20 protein-coding genes and 1 tRNA gene are annotated in these 19,911 nt (G+C 62.7%); 9 read left to right on the forward strand and 12 right to left on the reverse strand.

The genetic code is table 11. The annotated features are described in order from the left end of the window. Nucleotides 1-134 precede the first annotated feature (134 nt). The gene (locus AB7535_RS41595) at nucleotides 135-2,504 is read right to left on the reverse strand and encodes a hypothetical protein (RefSeq protein ID WP_439037187.1); all 2,370 of its coding nucleotides are present in this window, start codon (nucleotides 2,502-2,504) and stop codon (nucleotides 135-137) included. Between the two features lie 506 nt (nucleotides 2,505-3,010). Between AB7535_RS41595 and AB7535_RS41600 the strand changes: the two genes are divergently transcribed. The 3 genes from AB7535_RS41600 to AB7535_RS41610 all read left to right on the forward strand — a co-directional run bounded on the left by AB7535_RS41600 (nucleotide 3,011) and on the right by AB7535_RS41610 (nucleotide 4,074). Next, nucleotides 3,011-3,119 (forward strand) — tRNA-OTHER (locus AB7535_RS41600). A gap of 109 nt (nucleotides 3,120-3,228) precedes the next feature. Continuing rightward, nucleotides 3,229-3,384, forward strand: coding sequence for a hypothetical protein (locus AB7535_RS41605; RefSeq protein ID WP_155794856.1), 156 nt, complete (start codon nucleotides 3,229-3,231; stop codon nucleotides 3,382-3,384). 198 nt (nucleotides 3,385-3,582) lie between these two features. Beyond that, a complete protein-coding gene (locus AB7535_RS41610) occupies nucleotides 3,583-4,074 on the forward strand; it encodes a hypothetical protein (RefSeq protein WP_354114073.1) in 492 nt (163 codons plus the stop codon). A gap of 562 nt (nucleotides 4,075-4,636) precedes the next feature. Here AB7535_RS41610 and AB7535_RS41615 read toward each other — a convergent pair. Further along, nucleotides 4,637-5,020, reverse strand: coding sequence for a PLDc N-terminal domain-containing protein (locus tag AB7535_RS41615; protein ID WP_028147401.1), 384 nt, complete (start codon nucleotides 5,018-5,020; stop codon nucleotides 4,637-4,639). A 409-nt stretch (nucleotides 5,021-5,429) separates the two neighbouring features. Continuing rightward, complete coding sequence (locus AB7535_RS41620) at nucleotides 5,430-5,657, reverse strand: DUF3551 domain-containing protein (protein WP_071909266.1); 228 nt, start codon at nucleotides 5,655-5,657, stop codon at nucleotides 5,430-5,432. A gap of 328 nt (nucleotides 5,658-5,985) precedes the next feature. On the opposite strand from AB7535_RS41620, the gene AB7535_RS41625 reads away from it, so the two are divergent. Beyond that, nucleotides 5,986-6,354, forward strand: coding sequence for a hypothetical protein (locus tag AB7535_RS41625; RefSeq protein ID WP_354114074.1), 369 nt, complete (start codon nucleotides 5,986-5,988; stop codon nucleotides 6,352-6,354). A 549-nt stretch (nucleotides 6,355-6,903) separates the two neighbouring features. Here the strand turns inward: AB7535_RS41625 and AB7535_RS41630 are convergent. Next, nucleotides 6,904-9,024 (reverse strand): ATP-binding protein, encoded by a 2,121-nt coding sequence (locus AB7535_RS41630; RefSeq protein ID WP_354114075.1) that lies wholly within the window; start codon nucleotides 9,022-9,024, stop codon nucleotides 6,904-6,906. Nucleotides 9,025-9,167: 143 nt separating this feature from the next. On the opposite strand from AB7535_RS41630, the gene AB7535_RS41635 reads away from it, so the two are divergent. Genes AB7535_RS41635 through AB7535_RS41645 form a run of 3 tightly spaced genes read left to right on the forward strand, consistent with a single transcriptional unit; the run spans nucleotide 9,168 to nucleotide 11,838 of the window. Further along, nucleotides 9,168-9,830: an FABP family protein gene (locus AB7535_RS41635; protein ID WP_354114076.1), complete on the forward strand. Its 663-nt coding sequence runs from the start codon at nucleotides 9,168-9,170 to the stop codon at nucleotides 9,828-9,830. 19 nt (nucleotides 9,831-9,849) lie between these two features. Then, nucleotides 9,850-10,560, forward strand: coding sequence for a RibD family protein (locus AB7535_RS41640; protein WP_354114077.1), 711 nt, complete (start codon nucleotides 9,850-9,852; stop codon nucleotides 10,558-10,560). Nucleotides 10,561-10,569: 9 nt separating this feature from the next. Next, nucleotides 10,570-11,838, forward strand: a complete 1,269-nt coding sequence (locus AB7535_RS41645) for a flavin monoamine oxidase family protein (protein ID WP_354114078.1) — start codon at nucleotides 10,570-10,572, stop codon at nucleotides 11,836-11,838. 46 nt (nucleotides 11,839-11,884) lie between these two features. On the opposite strand, the gene AB7535_RS41650 is transcribed toward AB7535_RS41645, so the two are convergent. From AB7535_RS41650 to AB7535_RS41680, 7 genes are all read right to left on the reverse strand, one after another. Then, the gene (locus AB7535_RS41650) at nucleotides 11,885-12,205 is read right to left on the reverse strand and encodes a hypothetical protein (RefSeq protein ID WP_354114079.1); all 321 of its coding nucleotides are present in this window, start codon (nucleotides 12,203-12,205) and stop codon (nucleotides 11,885-11,887) included. 121 nt (nucleotides 12,206-12,326) lie between these two features. Then, a complete protein-coding gene (locus AB7535_RS41655; protein WP_354114080.1) occupies nucleotides 12,327-12,902 on the reverse strand; it encodes a cysteine hydrolase family protein in 576 nt (191 codons plus the stop codon). A gap of 133 nt (nucleotides 12,903-13,035) precedes the next feature. Continuing rightward, entirely contained in the window at nucleotides 13,036-13,383 is a 348-nt protein-coding gene (locus tag AB7535_RS41660) for a DUF3088 domain-containing protein (RefSeq protein WP_354114081.1), read from the reverse strand. Between the two features lie 55 nt (nucleotides 13,384-13,438). Beyond that, nucleotides 13,439-14,014, reverse strand: coding sequence for a hypothetical protein (locus tag AB7535_RS41665; RefSeq protein WP_071917092.1), 576 nt, complete (start codon nucleotides 14,012-14,014; stop codon nucleotides 13,439-13,441). Between the two features lie 202 nt (nucleotides 14,015-14,216). After that, complete coding sequence (locus AB7535_RS41670) at nucleotides 14,217-15,533, reverse strand: tetratricopeptide repeat protein (protein WP_354114082.1); 1,317 nt, start codon at nucleotides 15,531-15,533, stop codon at nucleotides 14,217-14,219. A 12-nt stretch (nucleotides 15,534-15,545) separates the two neighbouring features. After that, a complete protein-coding gene (locus AB7535_RS41675; protein ID WP_354114083.1) occupies nucleotides 15,546-16,568 on the reverse strand; it encodes an aldo/keto reductase in 1,023 nt (340 codons plus the stop codon). Between the two features lie 370 nt (nucleotides 16,569-16,938). Next, nucleotides 16,939-17,364: a PaaI family thioesterase gene (locus AB7535_RS41680; RefSeq protein WP_354114084.1), complete on the reverse strand. Its 426-nt coding sequence runs from the start codon at nucleotides 17,362-17,364 to the stop codon at nucleotides 16,939-16,941. Nucleotides 17,365-17,435: 71 nt separating this feature from the next. On the opposite strand from AB7535_RS41680, the gene AB7535_RS41685 reads away from it, so the two are divergent. Both AB7535_RS41685 and AB7535_RS41690 read left to right on the forward strand, forming a co-directional pair. Then, a complete protein-coding gene (locus AB7535_RS41685) occupies nucleotides 17,436-18,062 on the forward strand; it encodes an NUDIX hydrolase (protein ID WP_354114085.1) in 627 nt (208 codons plus the stop codon). Between the two features lie 56 nt (nucleotides 18,063-18,118). Then, nucleotides 18,119-19,333, forward strand: a complete 1,215-nt coding sequence (locus tag AB7535_RS41690) for a hypothetical protein (protein WP_166348689.1) — start codon at nucleotides 18,119-18,121, stop codon at nucleotides 19,331-19,333. Nucleotides 19,334-19,505: 172 nt separating this feature from the next. On the opposite strand, the gene AB7535_RS41695 is transcribed toward AB7535_RS41690, so the two are convergent. Then, complete coding sequence (locus AB7535_RS41695) at nucleotides 19,506-19,814, reverse strand: hypothetical protein (RefSeq protein WP_166353586.1); 309 nt, start codon at nucleotides 19,812-19,814, stop codon at nucleotides 19,506-19,508. Between the last annotated feature and the right edge of the window lie 97 nt (nucleotides 19,815-19,911).

A 19,911-nucleotide genomic window follows, 5' to 3' on the forward strand; every position in this document is an offset into this window, starting at 1 on the left:
CGAAAGACACGTCGGTTCTGGCGGAGAACACTTCAACCCAAGAAAAGGAATGTCTGTGCAGACTCGACAACTTTCAACGCAGCTAGTGCTGCATGTCTGAGCGTTTGCAGCAGAACCGAACACCATTAGACAAACTAGGGACAATATCTTCCACATCTGCGCCTCACCTCACTCGGCTTTGGGAGCCCCTTCGGAGTAACTTGATCTCCCTTCTTGAGAGCCGCGTCCTCCAATTCCTTTTTCTTCTTCTTGGCATCATCAATTGCAGCCTCGGCCTTTCTTTTGGCATCATCAATCGCAGCTTCCGCATTCGCAATACTTGCCCCGACTACGGCTTTGCTTGCATCGAACTGCACGCCAAGATTTGTCAGTTCCTTTTGTAATAATTGCTGTGTTTCTGAACTAATGTCTTTTCCTTGAAGAATGGCTACGGCCAGCCTAAGTCGCGCTTTCTCGACGTCTCCCTGAGCCTTAGCCGCCTGCGCCACTTTAAGGAGCGCGTCCCAAAGCTTGGCGGCTGGACCAAGTCCAAGATTCTTGAAGGTGACGCTCGGCAGGTCTGGACCGCACGCTTGAGCACCGGGAAAGCGGGTGTCCTTGATCGCATTGAGAATATCTTCTCGTTGTTTCTTCTCTTCTTCCGAGAGTTTTGGCTCTGGGGCGGTGTTGAATTTGAGCGCCGCATCGATCCGGTAGGCGACGTCAGAAATGGTAACCTCGGTGGGCGAAACTGTTATTTCCAAACCTTTTGAGGGTGGAACGAGTAAGAATGGAGGCTTGCTATATTGAGCGACGAAAGCACTCCAACCAGTCTTAGTCCGCTCGCCTTTTTCTTTGTCGCTTTCTTCAGGCAGCCGGACGAGTGGTTGGCGAGAGGGCAAAGAACTCAATATCAATGATGCCCGACTTTTCTCTTTAAAAAGTCGCGTTGGGATATCCACTTCAAAGCTGTCAAACGTTATCGGTAAGGTGTCCCCAATTTTTCCGCTGCCCATTTTGAATTCCACCACCGTGGTAGAGCAGTACGCATCGAGCCCCCAGAAGGCTGCCTTATATTCCGTGTCTTTGATGGTCTTCGTGGCGGGGAAGGCATACAGTCGAAATCGTAAGGGTACATTGGTGAGGGATGCCGAAAAATCGTGCGTAAAGATGGGTTGCTGCAAACTCAAGGCTTCTGCAGTAACTCTAACGCTGGCCTTTGCCGTGCCCGTGGCGGTGGTTGACAACTCAATTCCTTGCGAGGTGATTTTGCCCGTCACCTTGTCGAACGCGATTTTTGCTTGGACGCTTCTATCTTGCGGAATGTCGGCAAACAGCTTGAAGGCTTCCAGTATCAGAACATTGTCGTCCTTGGCTTGCAGACGAAATATCTCGCCTTTACTTTCAATGGTCGATATTTCGACGGTTCGATGAGGAGCATCCAAGAGGCGCTTCAACTCGTCGACCAGTCCCATAAAGGCTGTCGTCTTTATTTCCAGCTCCAGCGAAGCGTCGTTTGGTACTTTGTCTGCCAGCTTGGCGAGATCGTTGATGCTTGCTTGCTGAGCTGCGGAGGGACTGTCCGACGACAGCAGTCGTCGTGCATCCTCTCGTGTTAGCCACTTCGGTTCTTCAAATTGTACGGTAGCAAAAATCCAAATGCCTGTAGGCGAAATTAGCGGAGCACCAAAATTGAAGAAAGCGATAGGTTTGGTCTCCTTCAGCTCGGTGTGTGTTTTCAACGATCCAATAATTGGAGCTTCATCATCGGACTTCTTTGTTTTGAGAGCACGGAATGTGGTCTCATCGTCCGTAGAGAGTTTCACGGGCAGGACAACGCGGCGTGGCACTTTAATCGGAAGTTCCACGCGATAGCTATCATCTTCGCGTATCCAATTTAATTGTTGGTCAGCAATAACTCCGAGAGCGTGCTCTGAAAAGTTTGTTAAGCGAGGCAGCAACAAATTGGATAGTGAGTGCGCCAGACCGGTCAGGCGAATGCGATCTATGTGCGGCACAAAGACGATGTCACAGTCGTCATCTTTTGGATCATCGACGTGTTTGCCGTTTTCGAGCTTTAAATGTCGCTGAACCTCTATGCGGTCAAATTCGATTGATAGGTCGACCGCTAACGTCATGTTCCAAAAGACAACATCTGCGCTGGCCCGCATTTGACCGATGTCAGAATTTACGGTCACCGCAGCTAACGTGGGCTCCGGGCCAATCTTCGTAAAGGGATACCACTGGGGAGACAGTTTTAAGTTAGTGTAAAGCAGCGCCAGTTCACGTATGGCGCTGGGACGAATATAGAGATGAACATCTCGATCCGACGGATGCCCGTCCGCAAGCGCGCTGGCGACATAGCTTTGTTTAGCGAGCGGTCCGTCGGGTGGAAGTTTCAGGACAGCTAGAGCCCCCTCAGTAATAAGAAGCAAGATCAATACGAGGGCCGCAGCGCCGCCGAGAAAATAAATGAAACGAAACAGACGTCGCAGTATGTGGGCAAAAATTCGGAAAATGAACATCAATCACCTTCCTAAGAAATTGAATGGGCGTCAGTTAGCGAGATTAGAGAAGGAATAGCAGCGCGCAAGCAAAATCCGGGCTGCTACCACAGGGTGTCCTCGGAAACGCGCTGCGTGCGGTGGATGAAACGCCGGCTCACAGCAATACGTGCGCCCCGTGTTCATTCCTTCCGTCCAAGAAAACGTCGTGCCATCTCCCGCGCAAAGCCTCCCGCATCGTCCTGTCCATCCAATTAGCGGTGGAACGCAGGGATAGTCTTCCTTCAATTGGGAGGTGGCTCCATGAGATTTGTTTTGGTTTTGAGAGGACCTCATCGTGCTGAAAGACAGCATTAGGCGTTCTTGCATATCACCGCCGCCTACTCCGCCGCGAAAGATGCCCGGCGGCTGGAGCTAGAGGCCGAAATCAAAGCCCTTCGCGTCATTCCCACGTCCTCAAGGAGGAGATGAGATTCCGCAGGTGCCATGGTCGGAGCGTTAGACAAATCCAGACTAAGCCATTGATCGTTGTCGAGCGGTTAGACAGGTGTCCCTCGCTTAAACACCTGATTCTCTAGCCAAACCCCGAGCCTGAAAATCGCAGTGTCGGTGGTTCGATTCCGCCCCTGGGCACCATCCTGGTGTTTGCCCTCGTTCTCCGGCATCCGCTGACGCCAATTTCCCCGGCCTATTCCACGAACGCCACGCATCGTGGCTGAGCGCGAACCTTGGTTCAGCGGGCGCGGTGCTGCTGACGATGCTCATTCATGGCTGCGCCCGCTTCAAGGCGGAATGCAACGATGATTTCCGCCCGCTCCAAGAGCCAAACCTCATCGTCGTCGCCATCGCGGTCGCCGTTCTGATGACGTTCTTCCAGTGGTTGATCACCACGGGCGGATGACGAGAGCGGCCGCGGACGAAGCGCACCGTCACCTTCAATCCCGCGGGTTACACCGGTGAGCGACTTCGCGAGCCTGACCAGGTCGACCTGGCGCCGAATCAAGTTGCAGGGTTTGGCGATGCAACTTCAATCGGCGCGTGATATCCTCGTCTCGGGGGATGGAATGGACTGTCCCTCCGCATCTGGAAGGACATGGCCATGACGTTGTCGTCACGCTTCGTTGCGCGTCCCGCTGTCACATTCCCATCGATTGCACTGTTGCTGTGCGGCCTGAGCGGCACGGCAATGTCTCAACCGACGCCCACCGAGACCCAGCTTCCCAGCATCACGGTCGACGCGCCGAGACAGGTGGCAAGGCCGCACAAGCCAACGCATCACGTGGCCACCCGCAGCACCGGGTATCGGACATCGCCAGCCACATCGACGGCCGTGGCGGCGCCGATGTCGGATGCCGCGAGGCTCGCCAAGCTCGAACGCGAAACGAGCAGCTGTGCCGGCGGTTGCCAATCGAGCTTCAAGACGGGAAATCAGCCCTGGGTCGGCTGCAACGCTTCGGGCGGCGTGTACTCCTTTACGTGCCGGAACGTCGGCAACTTCAAGACTTACGACGAGTGCAAGGAAGCCGGACGGGTCACCGGCTGGCGATCGGGCGAGACCTCGGCGTATTGCAGCAGCCTGGCGTTGAAGTAGGGGCGGCTGGGGGTTGAGGAGGCTCGTCGGCTAGGCCAGCCTCCTCCGATCGGACTGGGCACAGTCGCCCGCGCATCGTCGATTGTTGATGCGAGAGCGCTCCGGTGGGCAACCTGCAAACCCGCAAGACGAAGTCTGCCTTCTAATTCCCTTTGGGCCCGGGCGGTCCGATCGGGCCTGCAGGTCCGGCCGGCCCTGGAGGACCCGCTGGCCCGGGGAGGCCGCAATTCTGTATCACCACGTCTCTCGTATCTGGTCCGGACGTGATCTTTACGATACAAGTCGATGGAAACTCCGGTCCAATCCACCGAAATCCTCCGGTCGAAGTGCTCTCGACTTTCACGGTTTTGCTCGGACTGATCTTGATTTCCACGCTGGGCTCGCGGGGCCGTCTTACTCTTCCGACGATGACCAACTCGCCCTGCGATATGGTGGCGGTTGTTATGAATATTTCCGCATGCGCGCTTTCAGTCCACGCAATTGCAAAGCCAGCAATAAGAGCTCCAACGGTGCCAAAAGGCTTTGCGAACATCATGGGCCTCCCCGCTTCCCTCACCGATGGTTAGGAGACCAGCTTGGTGCGAAGGCGCCCGTACTCGGTATCGGTTATAGATCCCGATTTTTTGAGCTGATCGAGCTTGGAAAGCTCGTCGGCGACACTAAAGCCGACGATGTGCCGTAATTCCTCGCGCGCCCGCTGAGCCTGCTCAGCGCTGCGTTCCGCCATCCCCCTGCCTTGGGTGATGAGGTAAGCAAAGATGCCGAGGTAGGAGGTCAGAACAAGTGCAAGCACCCACAGTGCCTTACCCCATCCGGAAATGTCGTGGCGCCTGAACAGGTCGCCATAGATGACAATGAGCAGCCAGAACCAAACGACAAATGCGAATACAGCAATTATATCCATCAGAAAATTTCGATATGTGAATCCTTCCTGAGCGAAGAACATTGCGATCCCCTTATTGAGTTGCCGTTCTCGATCTTTCCTGTAGGCCAGTCGCACGGCCCGCTACGCGAAGGCTCAACGGCAGTACCGATGCGACACGCGGTGCGACCTTCCGCTGGTCGAGCGGTACCAGCAGTTGCCGTTCCTCCAATAATATCGATGCCAATGTTGATGTCGCCGGTGGGCGCCCGCGATGGCTCCGGCCGTCGCCCCTATGGCAGCGCCGCGGCGACCACCAACAGCACCACCGATGACGGCACCTCGAAGCGCACTCTGAGCAAATGATTCGCTGGAAGGGACCATTCCTGCGAACGAGAGCAGGATGACGAACAGTGCAAGCTTTCGCATCGGGGGCCTTCCCTTGATTGACCGCTTCTGCCATGCCGTGCCGCCGAATAGCTCCGAGCGCTGATTAGCGCCGCCGCGGAGCGGCATAGCGCGGGTTGATGCCGCAATATGCGTTCGTGCCAGAAGCAGCAGCCAGGCATTGCGAGCGGGCGGCGAACTGACAATTGCCCGGAAAGCCCCAATTGCGACCTCGCAGGCAGTATCGATCCGCCTCGGCAGCTCGGACCGGCTCCAAAAAAGCAAGGAATACAGCGGCAGTGAGTAACGTCAGCATCGGAGCGACACGATGCATATCGATCTCCGTGGATGGATGGAGGTGAATATACTGGCGGCGCGAGGGGAATACCGCCAGTAAAAGCCCTTGCCAGACGCTGGGGCGTTTATTGATGCTACCTGGCGCGAAAAGCGCTCATGCTATTCAGGCTCGGAACCGCTTGTAGGTAAACGTAACAATTGTCATTGCGTGTCCTTGAATGCGGACTGCTGGCCGGATGACGTACGGCTTTCGGATAGCGAGCCCCGTTTCATCTGCGCCGCCTGCGGCAGGCGGGCGCCGATGTCGAGCCAGATTTTGAGCGAGGCAAGCCGCCGGCTCACCTGCTGGGGTATCAAAACACGCAATGACCAAGGGCTGGGGGCGGCCTTTCGAGGAGCCAATCGAGGTCGACGGCCGCAAGCTGGCGACGCCGCTTAACGCCGGCGAATACATCGCCGCGCTGCCGAAGAAAGAGCACGATGTGCTGGAGTGGCAGGCAGCGGTGGAAGCCCTGCTCCTGGTGGTCGAGCGCGGCGATCCGACGATTAACCCCGAGGGGAAGAGCCGCATCGGCGGGGCGCAAGTGGAAGAGGGATCAACGACCGTCTTCGTTTACGCCAACATCGCCAAGCAGGTCGGCGATAAGGACCACATCAAGGTGTTCGCCAGCCAGGATGCCGCGGAAGCATGGTTCGCAGAGGGAGTGGCGTCCGAATACGAGGTTTTCGAATGAACCGGATCGACCGCAGGACTATCTACGCCATGTTAGTAATCGTTGTGCTGCTGATCGACTGGTAGATTCTCGCACCGCTTTGAAGGAGTGAGACGTCGTCGCGCAAGGCCAATGAACCTTGCATACTTGTAACGAGGCGGACACCGAAGCGCCTTCTGGGTGGCCAAATGCTGGCGGAATGTGAGGGCTTATAAAAGCCGACCCTGGCCCACGGGATTTACTCCGATGTTATTTCAAGCGGCGATTATTTGCCTGATCGTACTCAGCATCGGCGTTCTCGTCGCCCACGCGGTTGACGCTCTCAGAACGTAGCGAGCCCGCCAGCGTGAACCGGCGGGCCTCCACCTCGGTCTTCTCAGTTCACGCCCAGAGTCTGGCGTTGAAGTAGATGCGGCTGGGGTTGAGGAGGTTCGTCCGCTGGGCAGCCTCCTCCGATCGGACTGGGGTACAGTCGCCCGCGCATCGATCATCACGGCGTGATCGCCGATACATGTCATCGCACCGGCATGTCGCTCTCGCTCATACGAGCTGTTCGTCCGCTTGCGTCTTCTATCGCCCCGCCTTCGCCAAGCCCGCCAGGCTCGCCGCCAGCTCATCGCTTCGGAACGGCTTCGTCAGCCGCGACAGGTCCGGCGTGATGCCTTCGTTGTTGGCGTAGCCTGACACGACGAGGATCTGGAGCTCGGGATATTGATTGCGCAGCGCGAGGCCGAGGTCTGTGCCGCTCATGCCGGGCATCAAATGGTCGGTGACGAGCAGGTTCGGCCGCAGGCCTTCCCTGACGCGCTGAAGCGCGTCCTCCGCCGAGGCGGCTTCGACGACGTTGTAGCCGAGCTCGCCCAGCATCTCGGCGGTGCTCATGCGCACCAGCGGTTCGTCATCCACCAGCAGAGCCGTGCCGACGGGCTGTGGCCGCAGTTTTGATTGCGGGACGGCATCAATGGCGCTCGCGACGGCGTGGCTGACCGGCAGCCACAGTTCGACCGTCGTCCCCGCGCCCACGGCGCTCCTGATCGTCAGCGCGCCGCCGAGCTGTGACGCAAGGCCGTGGACCATCGAGAGACCGAGACCGGTGCCTCGCCCGACGCCCTTGGTCGAGAAGAACGGTTCGACGGCGTGGGCCAGCGTGAACTCGTCCATGCCGATGCCGGTATCGGCGACGGAGATGCAGACATAGGCGCCCGGTGCCAATTCCGAATTGTGAGAGTCTCCAACCGTCCGGGCCTTCGCCGAGATGCGCAGCTTGCCGCCGCCGGGCATGGCATCCCTGGCGTTCACGCTGAGGTTCAGGATCGCCATCTCGATCTGGTTGGGATCAGCCATGGCCGCAGGAAGGTCTTCCGGCGTGTCCACCGTCACCTGGATTTGCGGTCCGGTCGTGCTCGAGATCAGGTCTCCCATCTCGGCAACGAGGAGACCGATGTTGACGGGAATGGCCTGAAGCGGTTGCCGGCGCGCGAAAGCGAGCAGGCGCTGAACCAGCGTCTTGGCGCGCTCGGCCGCCTGTGCCGCGCCGGCGATGAGGCGATGCTCGCGCTCGCCGCCGATGCCCTTGCGCTGAAACAGGTCGAGCAGGCCGACGATCGGCGTGAGCAGATTGTTGAAGTCGTGCGCGACGCCGCCCGTGAGCTGGCCCATGGCCTCCATCTTCTGGGCCTGGCGGAGCGCCTCCTCGGCCTGCGCGAGTCGCGCCTGCTCCTCCAGGCGATCCGTCACGTCGACCCCGGTCAGGAACGCGCCGATCCGCGTGCCGTCCGGAGCGCGCAGCGCCTCGAACTTCATCTCGTAGACGCGGCGGTCGAACCGGGGATCGCCGAACTCATCGATGTTGGTGAAGGCTTCGCCGGCCAGCGCCCGGCTCCAGATCGCGGTCGCCGCAGCGAGATGCTCGGGCCGGTCGGCCAGAAATTCGTGCAGGGAATCGCCGATCTGCGGCCGCCTGCCGTAGATGCGCTGATAGGCATCGGCGCAGGACGTGTTGATCGCCAGCCAGCGATAATCGAGATCGAGCGCCTGGATCTGTCCGTCGGTGGTTTCCACGATCGTCGCCAGCAAATGACGCTCGGCGGTGCGTTCGGCGACGCGCTGCTCGAGGGTCGTGGTCAGCTCCCTGTATCGCGCTTCGCTCGCCCGCAGCCGCGTCTCGCCCAGTACGCGCTCCGTCGTCTCGGACACGATGCAAAGCACTCCGCCGACCGAGCCGTCATCGTCCCGTACGGCCGAGTAGGAGACGTCCCAGTAGCTGGTTTCGCCGTAGCCGTGGCGCTCGACGTAGAACGGACGATCCTTGGCGGCGAATGTCTTTCTGGTTCGGCGCACGCCCGACAGGAGCGGTTCGAGATCGTCCCACAGCTCCCCCCAGTTTTCGATCGCGGGGCGACCGAGGGCGCGGGGATGATTGGCGCCGATGCCCGGGGCGTAGGCGTCATTGTAGAGCGCGACGAAGTCGGGCCCCCAGAACAGGACGATCTGGGCTTGCGCGGCCAGCAGCATGCTGACCGTCGTTTTCAGCGCCTGAGACCAATCGCGGGGATGACCGAGCGGTGAATCCGACCAGTCGCGGGCGCTCATCATCGCGCCCAGCTTGCCTCCGTCAGCGAGGAAGCCCAATTCAATCGACCGCCGAGCAGCCTTCTCAGACAGCACCGGATCCCCCGCTACGCGTGACACGGGCGTCCTTGCCCATTCGAGCCGGCTTTCGAGGGCTCGTGCTCAAGCGCAGATAACACCCGGCGCGCGCTCTGGTTCCATTCCAGTCGATTCCCGCCGTCCTTGTGCTATTGCTGCTCCCCGCAACTTGACGCGAGGTTCCCATGCTCCCCATTCCCGCCGACATCTTCACCGAGCCCGAGGACGTCTCGCCCGACGGCCTTGCCAATCTCGGCCCGCTCCGCCGTCTCGCAGGGAGCTGGCAGGCGGACAAGGGCATCGACATCAATCCGAAGGCGGAGGGGCCGGAGCGGCGGACCTTCATCGAGCGCATCCGCATGGACCCGATCGACCCGCAGGCCAACGGGCCGCAGCTGTTTTACGGGCTGCGCTATCACATCCACATCAACACGCCCGAGGAAGACATCACCTTCCACGACCAGGTCGGCTACTGGCTGTGGGAGCCCGCGACCGGGCTGATCATGCAGACGCTCGCGATTCCGCGCGGACAGGTCTTGCTCGCCTCGGGCAAGGCCGGGCCGGATGACAGGAAGATATCGGTCACGGCGAAGCGCGGCGATACCGCTTATGGAATCTGCTCGACCGATTTCCTGGAACAGGCCTTCCGCACCGACTCCTATCGCTGCGACATCACCTTCAACGATGATGGAAGCTGGAGCTATCTGATCCAGACCGAGTTGTTCGTGCGCGGCGCGCCGTTCAACCATCACGACAGCAACACGCTCAAGCTCGTCGCGCCGCCCAAGCTCAATCCACTGGCGGTGATCGTGAAGGATCGTGCCGGGTGCGATGGATCGTCGGCCTGAAGCGTACCCGGAGAATTGCATGAAGCCCTACGTCATTTGCCTGATGCACTCCAGCCTGGACGGCCGCACGCATCCCAGCCGCTGGCGGCCGAAGGGGGCGGGCACAGACTGGTTCGAGAAGATCCATGACGAACTCGGCGGCGACGCCTGGGTGATCGGCCGCGTCACCGGCTCGGAGTTCGCCAAGGGCAAGCCCTATCCCGCAACGGCGGGCGAGACATTTCCCCGCCAAAGCTGGTTCGCGCGGCGCGATGCCCAAACCTACGGCGTCGTGCTCGATGCGCAGGGCAAGATCGGCTGGGGCCGGTCAGACATCGGCGGTGACCCGATCGTCGTGGTGCTGACCGAGGGCGTGCCGGATTCGCATCTGGCCGGGCTGCGCGGCGAGGGTGTGTCCTACATCTTCGCCGGCAAGTCCGAGATCGACCTGGCGCTGACGCTGGACATCCTCAATCGGGAGTTAGGGGTGAAGCGCTTGCTGGTCGAGGGCGGCGGCATCGCCAATGGCGCCTTCCTGCGCGCCGGCCTCATCGACGAATTCAACCTGATCCTCAGCCCCGCGATCGATGGCGCCAGGGGCGCACCCTTCGTGTTCGATTCGACGGACGCGGACAGCGACAAGCGCGCGCCGCTCGCCGCGATGACGCTGGAGAGCACGCGCGACCTCGGCGGCGGCGTTCTGCTGCTGCGCTATCTGATCAAGAACGACCCGCAAGCGATGCCCAAGTAAGGCATCGGCATGGGACAATTGGAGCACATCGTCATCGTCGGTGCCGGCGCGGCCGGGCTGATGGCGGCGCGCGAGCTGGCACGCGCGGGCAGGACGGTCACGATCCTGGAGGCGCGCGAGCGCTGCGGCGGGCGCATCCATCCGCTGCCGGCGTCGGAGTTCGGCTACCCCGCCGATGGCGGCGCCGAATTCGTCCATGGCGAGGCGCCGGTCACGCGCAAGCTTGTACGCGAGGCGGGACTGTCGCTGCAGGAGATCGAAGGCATCCAGTGGAGCTTTGACGGCACGAGGCTCTCGCACGAAGACCGTCACGATCCGCACGAGGCAGAGCTGTACGCCGCGCTGGGGGCGTTGAAGGATGATCTCACGGTTGCCGATTTCCTCCGCGGCCACTTCGCCGGGCCTGGCTATGACCGGCTGCGCCATTCGATCGAGCGCATGGTCGAGGGCTATGACGCCGCCGACCCCGAGCGCGCCTCGACGCTGGCGCTGCGCGAGGAATGGATGGACGGCGGGCATCACACCCAGGCGCGCATCGTCGGCGGCTACGGCGCGTTGATCGATTTTCTGGCGAGCGAGTGCCGCGGGCTTGGCGTGACGTTTCGCTTCGGCCGCGCGGTGTCGGCGATCGAGCAGACGGGCGGCGCGCTGGCCGTCCGCTGTGCCGGCGGCGACGTGCATGGCTGCGATCGCGTGATCCTCACCGTCCCGCTGCCGTTGTTGCGCGAGATCGCGCTTCCGGAGCCCGCACGCGCGAAGGCTGCGGCAGCTGACGATATCGGCTTCGGCAGCGTGATAAAAATCCTGCTGCGGTTCGCGCGGCCGTGGTGGCGCGAGCGAAACGAAGATCTCGCGGACATGACCTTCCTGCTGTCGGACCAGTCGATCCCGGTGTGGTGGACGCGGCATCCGGACCAGCATCCCGTGCTCACCGGCTGGTTCGGCGGGCCGCGCACGGCCGAGCTTGCGAAGCTCGATCGGCAAGGGCTGATCGATGCCGGGGTCGATTCGCTCGCGGCCATCTTCGGCGTGTCGCGAGACGACATCGCGCGCGATCTCGTGGCGGCTGCGGCGACCAACTGGCTGCACGATCCCTTCGCCCGCGGCGCCTATTCCTGGGCGACGCCGCGGACGCGCGAGGCCCAGGCGATCCTTGCGCGCGCCGACGGTCCGGTACTGTTCTCCGGCGAAGCGCTCTATCGCGGCCGCGACATGGGGACGGTCGAGGCGGCGCTGGCGAGCGGGCTGGAGACGGCGGAGATGATTTTGCGGGGATGAAAAAAGGCCCGCACAAGGCGGGCCTAAATCTCTCACCAGCAATCTCTCACCAGCGGCCGCCGCCGAAGCTGAACGTTACGCCGGGACCTCCGCCGCCATAGTAGCCGTACGGTCCGCCGCCGTAATAGCCTTGGTGCCGCGGGTAGTAGCCATAGTTCCGGTAGTGCGGGCGATAGTAGCCGTGGTTGTGATGGCGCCATTGGTGGTGGCGATGGCCATGGTGGTGGTGCCTGTGCTGTGCGCTGATGTCGGTGGACTGGCCGGCTGGCGCGTTCTGCTTCGCGCTGGCCTTGCCCGCCGCGTTGGCCGTGGATCCGCCGGCGAGCGCCGCTGCACCCACAGCCATCGCGACAAAGAGATACTTCATGTCATCACTCCAGTTGAGAAGTCGCGTGATAACAGATGGCTGTCCGCTGCGTTCCGGCCAGTGCGGGCGTCGAAACGACGCAGACGAAATTCCGATCGACGTGTGAATGATGTGGCGCGATCTATTGTCGCATCGCTTCGAGCGAAGCGATCACGTCGGCGGCGGCCACGATGCGCGCGAATTCGCCGTTGAGATTCGACAGCGTCATCGCATGAATTTCTTCAGCCGAATGCTTGTCGCCATCTGGTCCGATCCGGTCGAAGGTCCAGGTCGCATCGCGCACGAGGCTCGCGTCGAAACCGAGATTGCCGGCCATCCGCGTCGTCGTCTCGACGCAATGATTGGTGGTGGCGCCGCAGATCACGAGCGTCGTGATGTTGCCTGCGCGCAGGCGTGTCTCGAGATCGGTGCCGATGAAGGCGCTGTTGACGCGCTTGACGATCACCGCCTCGCCCGGCGCTTCGCGCGCCTCGTCCTTGACCGCGTAACCGGAGCTTTGCGGCAGGAACGACGAATTCGGCTTGGTGCCCTCGTGGCGGATGTGGAAGATCGGCGCGCCGCGCTTCCTGAATGCCTTGAGCAGATCGACGATGCGCGCCACCGCATCCGGATTGTTGCGCCGCTTGCCGGCCGCCTCCCATTCGTCGAATGCGCGCTGAACGTCGACGACGACGAGGGCGGGGAGGGGGCTGATCATGAGGAGCGGCTTTCAGACTTGCTTGCTGCGCGAAGTATGCGGGGCGGCCGACATGACAGGCAATGTCGATTTTCCCTCGTTTCGCGACAGCTCTCGTGCCCCGGACACGGAGAGCTGCGCGAGTGCTCGGCCTTCACGGATGCGGATCGGGAAACCCGTGGCGTTCGGTGAGCGCGGCGAGGATCGCGTCCTTGTCGGCGATGAAGGCGCGGCCGTGGTGACTGCCGGTCTGGTGCGGCGACGTCGTCCCGTCGGCCAGCACGAGCAGCGGCAGCGACTGGTTCTCTTCGCTGACCAGCGCGATCACCGGCAGCCTTGGCCGCGGCCATGCGATGTGCTCAACGTCGAGCTTTTCGGCGAGTTGCGGAAACGAGGCGAGCACGCCCTCGATCAGCGCGCAATGCCAGCAATAGAAGCGCTGGCCCGGAAAGGCGGGATCCTCGAAACCAGGGCGCAGCAGAAACAGGCGGTCGCGCGTCATGAATCGCTCCAAAGCATGGCGCGATCATACATGCCGGCAGCAGCTGATGATGCCGTTACTTGAACGGATCCTGGATCGATGGCGACGATTGCCGGATGCGGCGTACGCTCACCGGCTTGCCGTCGGAGACGAACAGCAGCTCGTACCGGCGGCCCTCGCTGTCGGTCGCGGTGCAGGTGACGTCCGTGACCTTCCTTGCGGCGAAATTGCCGGTCTGGCGGCAGACGCCGGTCGAGGTCTGCTCGGCCGGCACCGGCAGGCCGTCGACCTTGGGGCGGTCCTTGGAATTGAGCAGCATGCGGTCGATTCGCAGCTCGTAGGAATTGTCGTCCGCGCGCTGGCCGTTCTCGCCGGAGAACGACACGACATGGTTGGCGTCGGAGGGATCGTCGACGGCGACCGCGAAATTGACCCGGCCCTTGTCGCCATGGGCGTAAGCCACCGTCTTGCAAGCGAAGGTGCGCCCCGCAACTTTCAGCGTCTTGCAGTGGCCCGACATCAGCGCCAGCAGGTCGATGAAGGCGTTTTGCGCCGGAGGGTTGTTGACGGGAATGGGCGCGGAAGACTCGGCAAAACAAGGGCTTGCGAGAGTCGCGAGGGCCGCGGCGAGGACCGGTCGGCGGAGGCGCATCATCAGGCTCGTATGCCAGGGGGCCACGGCGGCGGAAAAGTTCCGCTCAACAACGAGCGAACCACAAATTGGTTGCGATCCCGTTTGTTCAGCTAAACCCGACTGGAATACCACCGCACCACCCATCGGCGATTCATCCGATCGCCCCATCCCGTCCTAGCAGGCCACTTGCTGCCAGACCGATGTTTTTTTCGTGGCAGAGCTAGACGGTCGCCGCCTGCCAGCGCGTATCGCGCAAGGACGGCCGGCGGTGCAGGCGGGCATCGAGCAGCGCGCGGGCGCGGGGCAGCTCGCCGCTGCGCATGAGCGCGACGATGTAGGTATCCTCGATCAGTTCGCGCTGGGCATGGCTGCCGCCGATGCGCACGACCTCGCCGAGGACGGGCGCGAGCGTTTGCACGCATGACGCGTAATCCTCGCGGGCAAAGGCCACGAGCGCACGGCAGATCGCCGGCACCACGGGACCGGCCGGCAGCTTGCCGTCGCCGAGCCGCTGCTCGATCGCCGCGAGGCGCGCGGCGAGCGCCTCCTGGTTTTGCGTCGCCGCAGCGAACAGCGCCATGTGGACGTCGGCAAAGGGCAGGCTCGATTTCGGAAACAGTTTTTGCGCGGCGGCGTCGGCCTCGAGCCAGAGTGCCTCCGGCACGGTGTGGCCGTAAGCCGACAAACGCCAGAGCAGCGAGGCGCTGTCGGTGACGACGTTGAGCGGCGGCGCCTGCGTGGCGGAGGGTCGAAGGACGTCGGCATAGATCGCAAGCGCGCGGGCGGCATCGCCATGTTCGAGCGCGCCGAGCGCCTGATGCCAGCGAATATGGCCGTGCAGGATACCGGTGCGGTCGTAAGAGGGGATCCATTCGTCGACGAGACGGTCAGCCGCGTCGATCGAGCCGTCCTCGAACATTGCATGCAGCACGGCGTGCGCGGCGTGGGCATTCCGGCGGCGCAGGTCGAAGCCACGTTCGGTGACGCCGCGGCCGCGCGCGACGTCGCCATTCTCCGTCATCGCCCAGCCGGACATGGTGAGAAACCACCAGTCCTCGCCATAATGCTGCGCGACGTGCTCGCACAGCTCGTGCCGGGCGCGGTCGTGATCGGGCATGCCGGAAAACGCGAACAGGCCGAACGCGCCGAGCGGCAGCGACAGCACCACGGCGTCGCGCGGCCAGCTCTCGACATGCTTCAGCGTCGATGCGATGGCCTCGGGCAGCCGGCCCTCGATCGCAAGCGCCAGCGTCTCGACATGCGAGCGCTCGCGCTCCGTGCCGCGTTTCGCTGTGAGCTCGCGCGCGCGTGCCGCCTTCTGCCGGGCGAGGTCGCCCTGCTGATAGAAGGCATGCACGCGGGCGCGGGCGATATGGGGAAGCGCGAAATCCGGATCGGCCGCAATCGCGCGTTCCAGCGCCTCCGCCGTGCCGGTCCAACCGGCCAGCATGAGATCGACGCCTTCGCGATAGGCGCTTGCCGCCTCGTGCGAAGACGTCGAGAGTGAAAGGCCGTAGCGGTCTTCGTGCGCCGTCATCGTCTTCAGCTCTCAAGCCGTCCGCGCGCGGCGTCCCTCGATCGGATAGGCGGGGTCGTTGTAGCCCGGCGTCGAGGGATGGCCCGGCACGACCAGCCTGTCGATCAGCGCCTCGTCATCCGCCGTGAAGCGGTAGTCGAGCGCGCGGATGTAGCCGTCCCACTGCTCCTCGGTGCGCGGGCCGGCGACGATCGAGCTGACAAAGGCGGAGTTCAGCACCCAGGCGACCGCGAACTGACCGGCGGTGATGCCTTTCGTCTCGGCGTGGGTCTTGATCTCCTGCGCGAGCTGGAGCGATTCCGGCCGCCATTCCGTCTGCATCATGCGGGTGTCGTTGCGGCCGGCGCGTGTCTCCTTGTCCGGCGCGGCGTCGGGCTTGTACTTGCCGGTGAGCACGCCGCGCGCCAGCGGGCTGTAGGGCACGATGCCGAGGCCGTAATAGGAGCAGGCCGGGAAGTGCTCGACCTCCGGCATGCGGTTCATCGCGTTGTAATAAGGCTGGCTCACCGCGGGACGGTCGATGCCGAGCCGGTCGCAGATGTTGCAGATCTCGGCGACGCGCCAGGCGCGGTAGTTCGAGACGCCGAAATAGCGCACCTTGCCGGCGCGGATCAGATCGCCCATCGCGCGCACCGTCTCCTCCAGCGGCGTCGCATGGTCTTCCTTGTGCAGATAGTAGATGTCGATGTGGTCGGTGCCGAGCCGCTTCAGGCTCTCATCGGCGGCCTGCAACACCCAGCGCCGCGACAGGCCGACACGGTTGGGATCGTCGCCCATACCAGTGTTCATGGGGTTGGCGAGTTTCGTGGCGAGCACCCAGGCGTGACGGTTGTTGCCGATGGCGCGGCCGACCACCTCCTCGGAGCCGCCCTTCGAATAGGCATCCGCCGTGTCGATGAAATTGATCCCGGCCTCATGCGCCTTGGCGATGATCCGGTTTGATGCGGCTTCATCGGTCGGCCCGCCGAACATCATGGTGCCCAGACAGATCGGCGAGACTTTCAGGCCGGTGCGGCCGAGCTGGCGGTATTGCATGGGCTGTTTCCTCAACGCTATCGAAGCTGGCAGCATAGCCAGCTAATTCCGTCATTGCGAGCGCTGCGAAGCAATCCAGAGATGCATCCGCGGTGAGATACTGGATTGCTTCGCTGCGCTCGCAATGACGAGATTGGGGCACGATCATGCCTCATACTCGGTGTCATCGCCCGACTTGATCGGGCGATCCAGTATTCCGAGACGTTCGTGATTGAGCGGAGAAGCCGCGGCGTACTGGATTCCCCGCTTGCCGCCTACGCTAAAGCTTCGGCGCGCCCGAGACCGAAACCTCGGCGAAGCCTTGGCGTAGCCGGGTCGCGGGGAATGACGGCGGTGGGTGTGGTTGGCGCGGTGGGCCGACTGCGCGACCCTACCCCGGCCCCTTCAGGATCTTGAACACGCCATTCGCCATCACGATGCAGCGGCCGTCGACGGTGACTTCGGTGCTCATGAAGATGAGGCTGCGCGTCGAGCGCACCACGCGCGGGCGGGAGATCAGGATGTCGCCGATCTGGCCGGCCTCGACGAAATGGGTGTCGAGCTGCACCGTCGCCATGAATTCCTTGCCGGAAACGTAACGGGCGGTCATGCCGCAGGTGCGGTCCGCGAACGTCATCATCACGCCGCCCTGGACCATGCCGCGGCGATTGTGGTGCTTGTCCTCGGTGGCGAGCGCGAATTCGTAATGGCCGTCGACCTTGCGCTCCCATAGCGGGCCGATCAGGTGCATGAAGCCCGTGGTCTCCAGGATGCTCCAGCCGTCCGATTTGAGCCTTGTGGCGGCCTTGTTGGTCATGTCGTCGTCCATTGCTGCGCGGGCCTTGCGAGCTCATTTCATCGGGGCCGGACGTGGTGTAGTCAAGCATCATGAGACCGTTCGACGATGCCACACGGCGGAATATCGCGGCTGCCTGCGCGGCCTTCACGCGGCTGCCCGAGGACGATGCGCCGGCCGCATTGAAGCGCGCCGCGGTGGCGGTTGCGCTGACCGCGGCGAGTGACGGCGATGACACCGCATTCCTGCTCACGCTGCGCGCGTCACACCTGCGCGCCCATCGCGGCCAATGGGCCTTGCCGGGCGGCCGCTGCGATGCCGGCGAGACGCCGGTCGAAGCGGCGCTGCGCGAGCTTGATGAGGAGCTTGGCCTCCGCCTTTCGCATGCGGAGGTGCTCGGCACGCTCGACGATTATCCGACCCGCTCCGGCTATCTGATCACGCCGGTGGTGGTCTGGACGGCCGACAGTGCCGCGATCCGGCCGAACCCGGATGAGGTCGCCTCGGTCCACCACATCGCGCTCGCCACGATCGAGCGCGAAGACGCGTTCGACTTCATCGCGATTCCCGAAAGCTCCGGCCGCGTGATCCGCTTCCATCACGAGACGAGCCTGATCCACGCGCCGACGGCGGCGCTGATCTACCAGTTCCGTGAGGTGCTGGCGGGACGTCACACCCGCGTCACCGAGCTGGAACAGCCGGTGTTCGCCTGGAAGTGACGATGGTAAACGGCGCGTTAACGTGACGGTTACCGGATGCCTGCTAAGAGGGCAGCATGCATCATTCGATTCGAAAACATCTCGCGCTGGTTCCATTCGCGCTCGTCCTGCTTGCGCCCACTGCGCGAGGCGGCGAGGCCGATGCGCTGCCGCCGGCCGTCCGCGATGCCAAGGCCCAGCTCTTGTCGCAGTTCTTTGCGCAGGGTGGGGCGTCGCCGGCCGTGCTCGAATATCGCCGCAAGCTGCAGGAATATCAGGCGGCGCGCGGGGCCTTCGACGAAGAGGCGGGTGCCTATTGGAGCCAGATCTCCGAGAAGCGGAAAGGCCGCAACGCCAAGCGGCGCAGCGGACAGCAAGTGACGCTTGACGATTATGTGCTGCAGCATCCGCCGCTCTATAACGGGCCGAAGCGGCCGGTGAATCCGGAGCCGGAGGAAACGCCGGATCGTCCGACCAGAAAGCCGATACCGGTGGTCGCCGATCTCCTGCAGGCGGCGCGGGAGCTCTATCAGTTCACGCCGCAGCGGCCGTCCAGCGAGGTCGAGTTCAAACGCGCCTATGCGCGCTACGCGCTCGCCTCGGGGCTGACGCGCGAGCAGGCGGTGCGGGTCTATTCGTTCGAGACCGGCGGCACCGGCAATTACGACGTGCAGGCGGGTATTGAGCATGGCGGCAAGCGCGCGATCTCGACCGCGATGGGCTACAACCAGCTCCTGACCACCAACAGCGTCGAGCTGCTGGCCGAGCAGGGCCATGAACTCATCCGCGCGCTTTCCGACAAGGTGGCGCGGGCGTCGGGACCGGCGCGCCAGCCGCTCGAGCACAAGCTTGCCGTGCTGAAGAAGATGGTGGCGCAAGCGAAATCGGTGCCGGACACCTGGTCGGAGCACGAGAAGATCGGCAACACCGCGCAGGGCTGGGCCATGCATGCCATGGTGCTGGACATCGATATCGGCCCGATGCTGCAAACCCATAAGCTTTTGACTTCGGTGCTGTTCGCGCGCACCAAGGGCTACACCCGGCCGCTCACCGCCGCCGAGCTCGAGATGATGAACCTCACCGGCGATGGCACCGGCCTCGACATGGTGACGATGCCGCAGGCGATGCGCGAGCAGGTGCCGACCTCGAACTTCTTCCAGCGCGGCGGCTACGAGCGCAACCCGGTCGCGATCCGTCACAACACGGTAGCCAAGCTGCTGGCGGTGACGGACACGCGGATGGACAGTAACAGCAACAATGCCGGCGCGCGGGAGCTGGCAGGGGCGTTTTAGTCCTCGCTGCCACATCCTCCGCTGTCATGCCCCGGCTTGACCGGGGCATCCAGTACGCCGCAGCCTCTCGATTGAAGCACAACGGCATCTGGAATACTGGATCACCCGCCCCAGTGCGCAAGCGCGCACAAGGCGGGTGATGACACCGAATGCTTGGGTTGGCCGTCGCCCCTTACTGATCCGATCCGAATTTGAACTTGCCGTCGCCTTCGAGATACGGGCCGCTGCGCATGTAGAGCTGGCCGTTGTGGCCGATGAAGAACAGCGTGCCTTTCGGCACCTTCTTGGCGCCCTTCAGGAGTTCACCGGCATTGTTGGTGCCCATCTTGTAGGAGAAGGTCTTGCCTTCCTTGTCATAGGCATAGCCGGTGTCGGGCTTGAGCTCCCAGGGCGTTGCCGCGGTCTGCGCCAATGCGGGTGCGCTGAACGCGCCGAGCGCTGCAGTGAGTGCAAGTGCAAATGTCTTCGTTGAAAATGCCATCATCCCATCCTCCCCATCGTTGGGGTTGCCATCTTGAACAAATCACGAACGGCGTTTGCAGGTCAATTTGCGAAAGCGCCGCAGCGCATCACGTCCT

Source organism: Bradyrhizobium sp. 956_D2_N1_4 (genome assembly GCF_052076025.1).
In the GTDB taxonomy this organism is placed as follows: domain Bacteria; phylum Pseudomonadota; class Alphaproteobacteria; order Rhizobiales; family Xanthobacteraceae; genus Bradyrhizobium; species Bradyrhizobium barranii.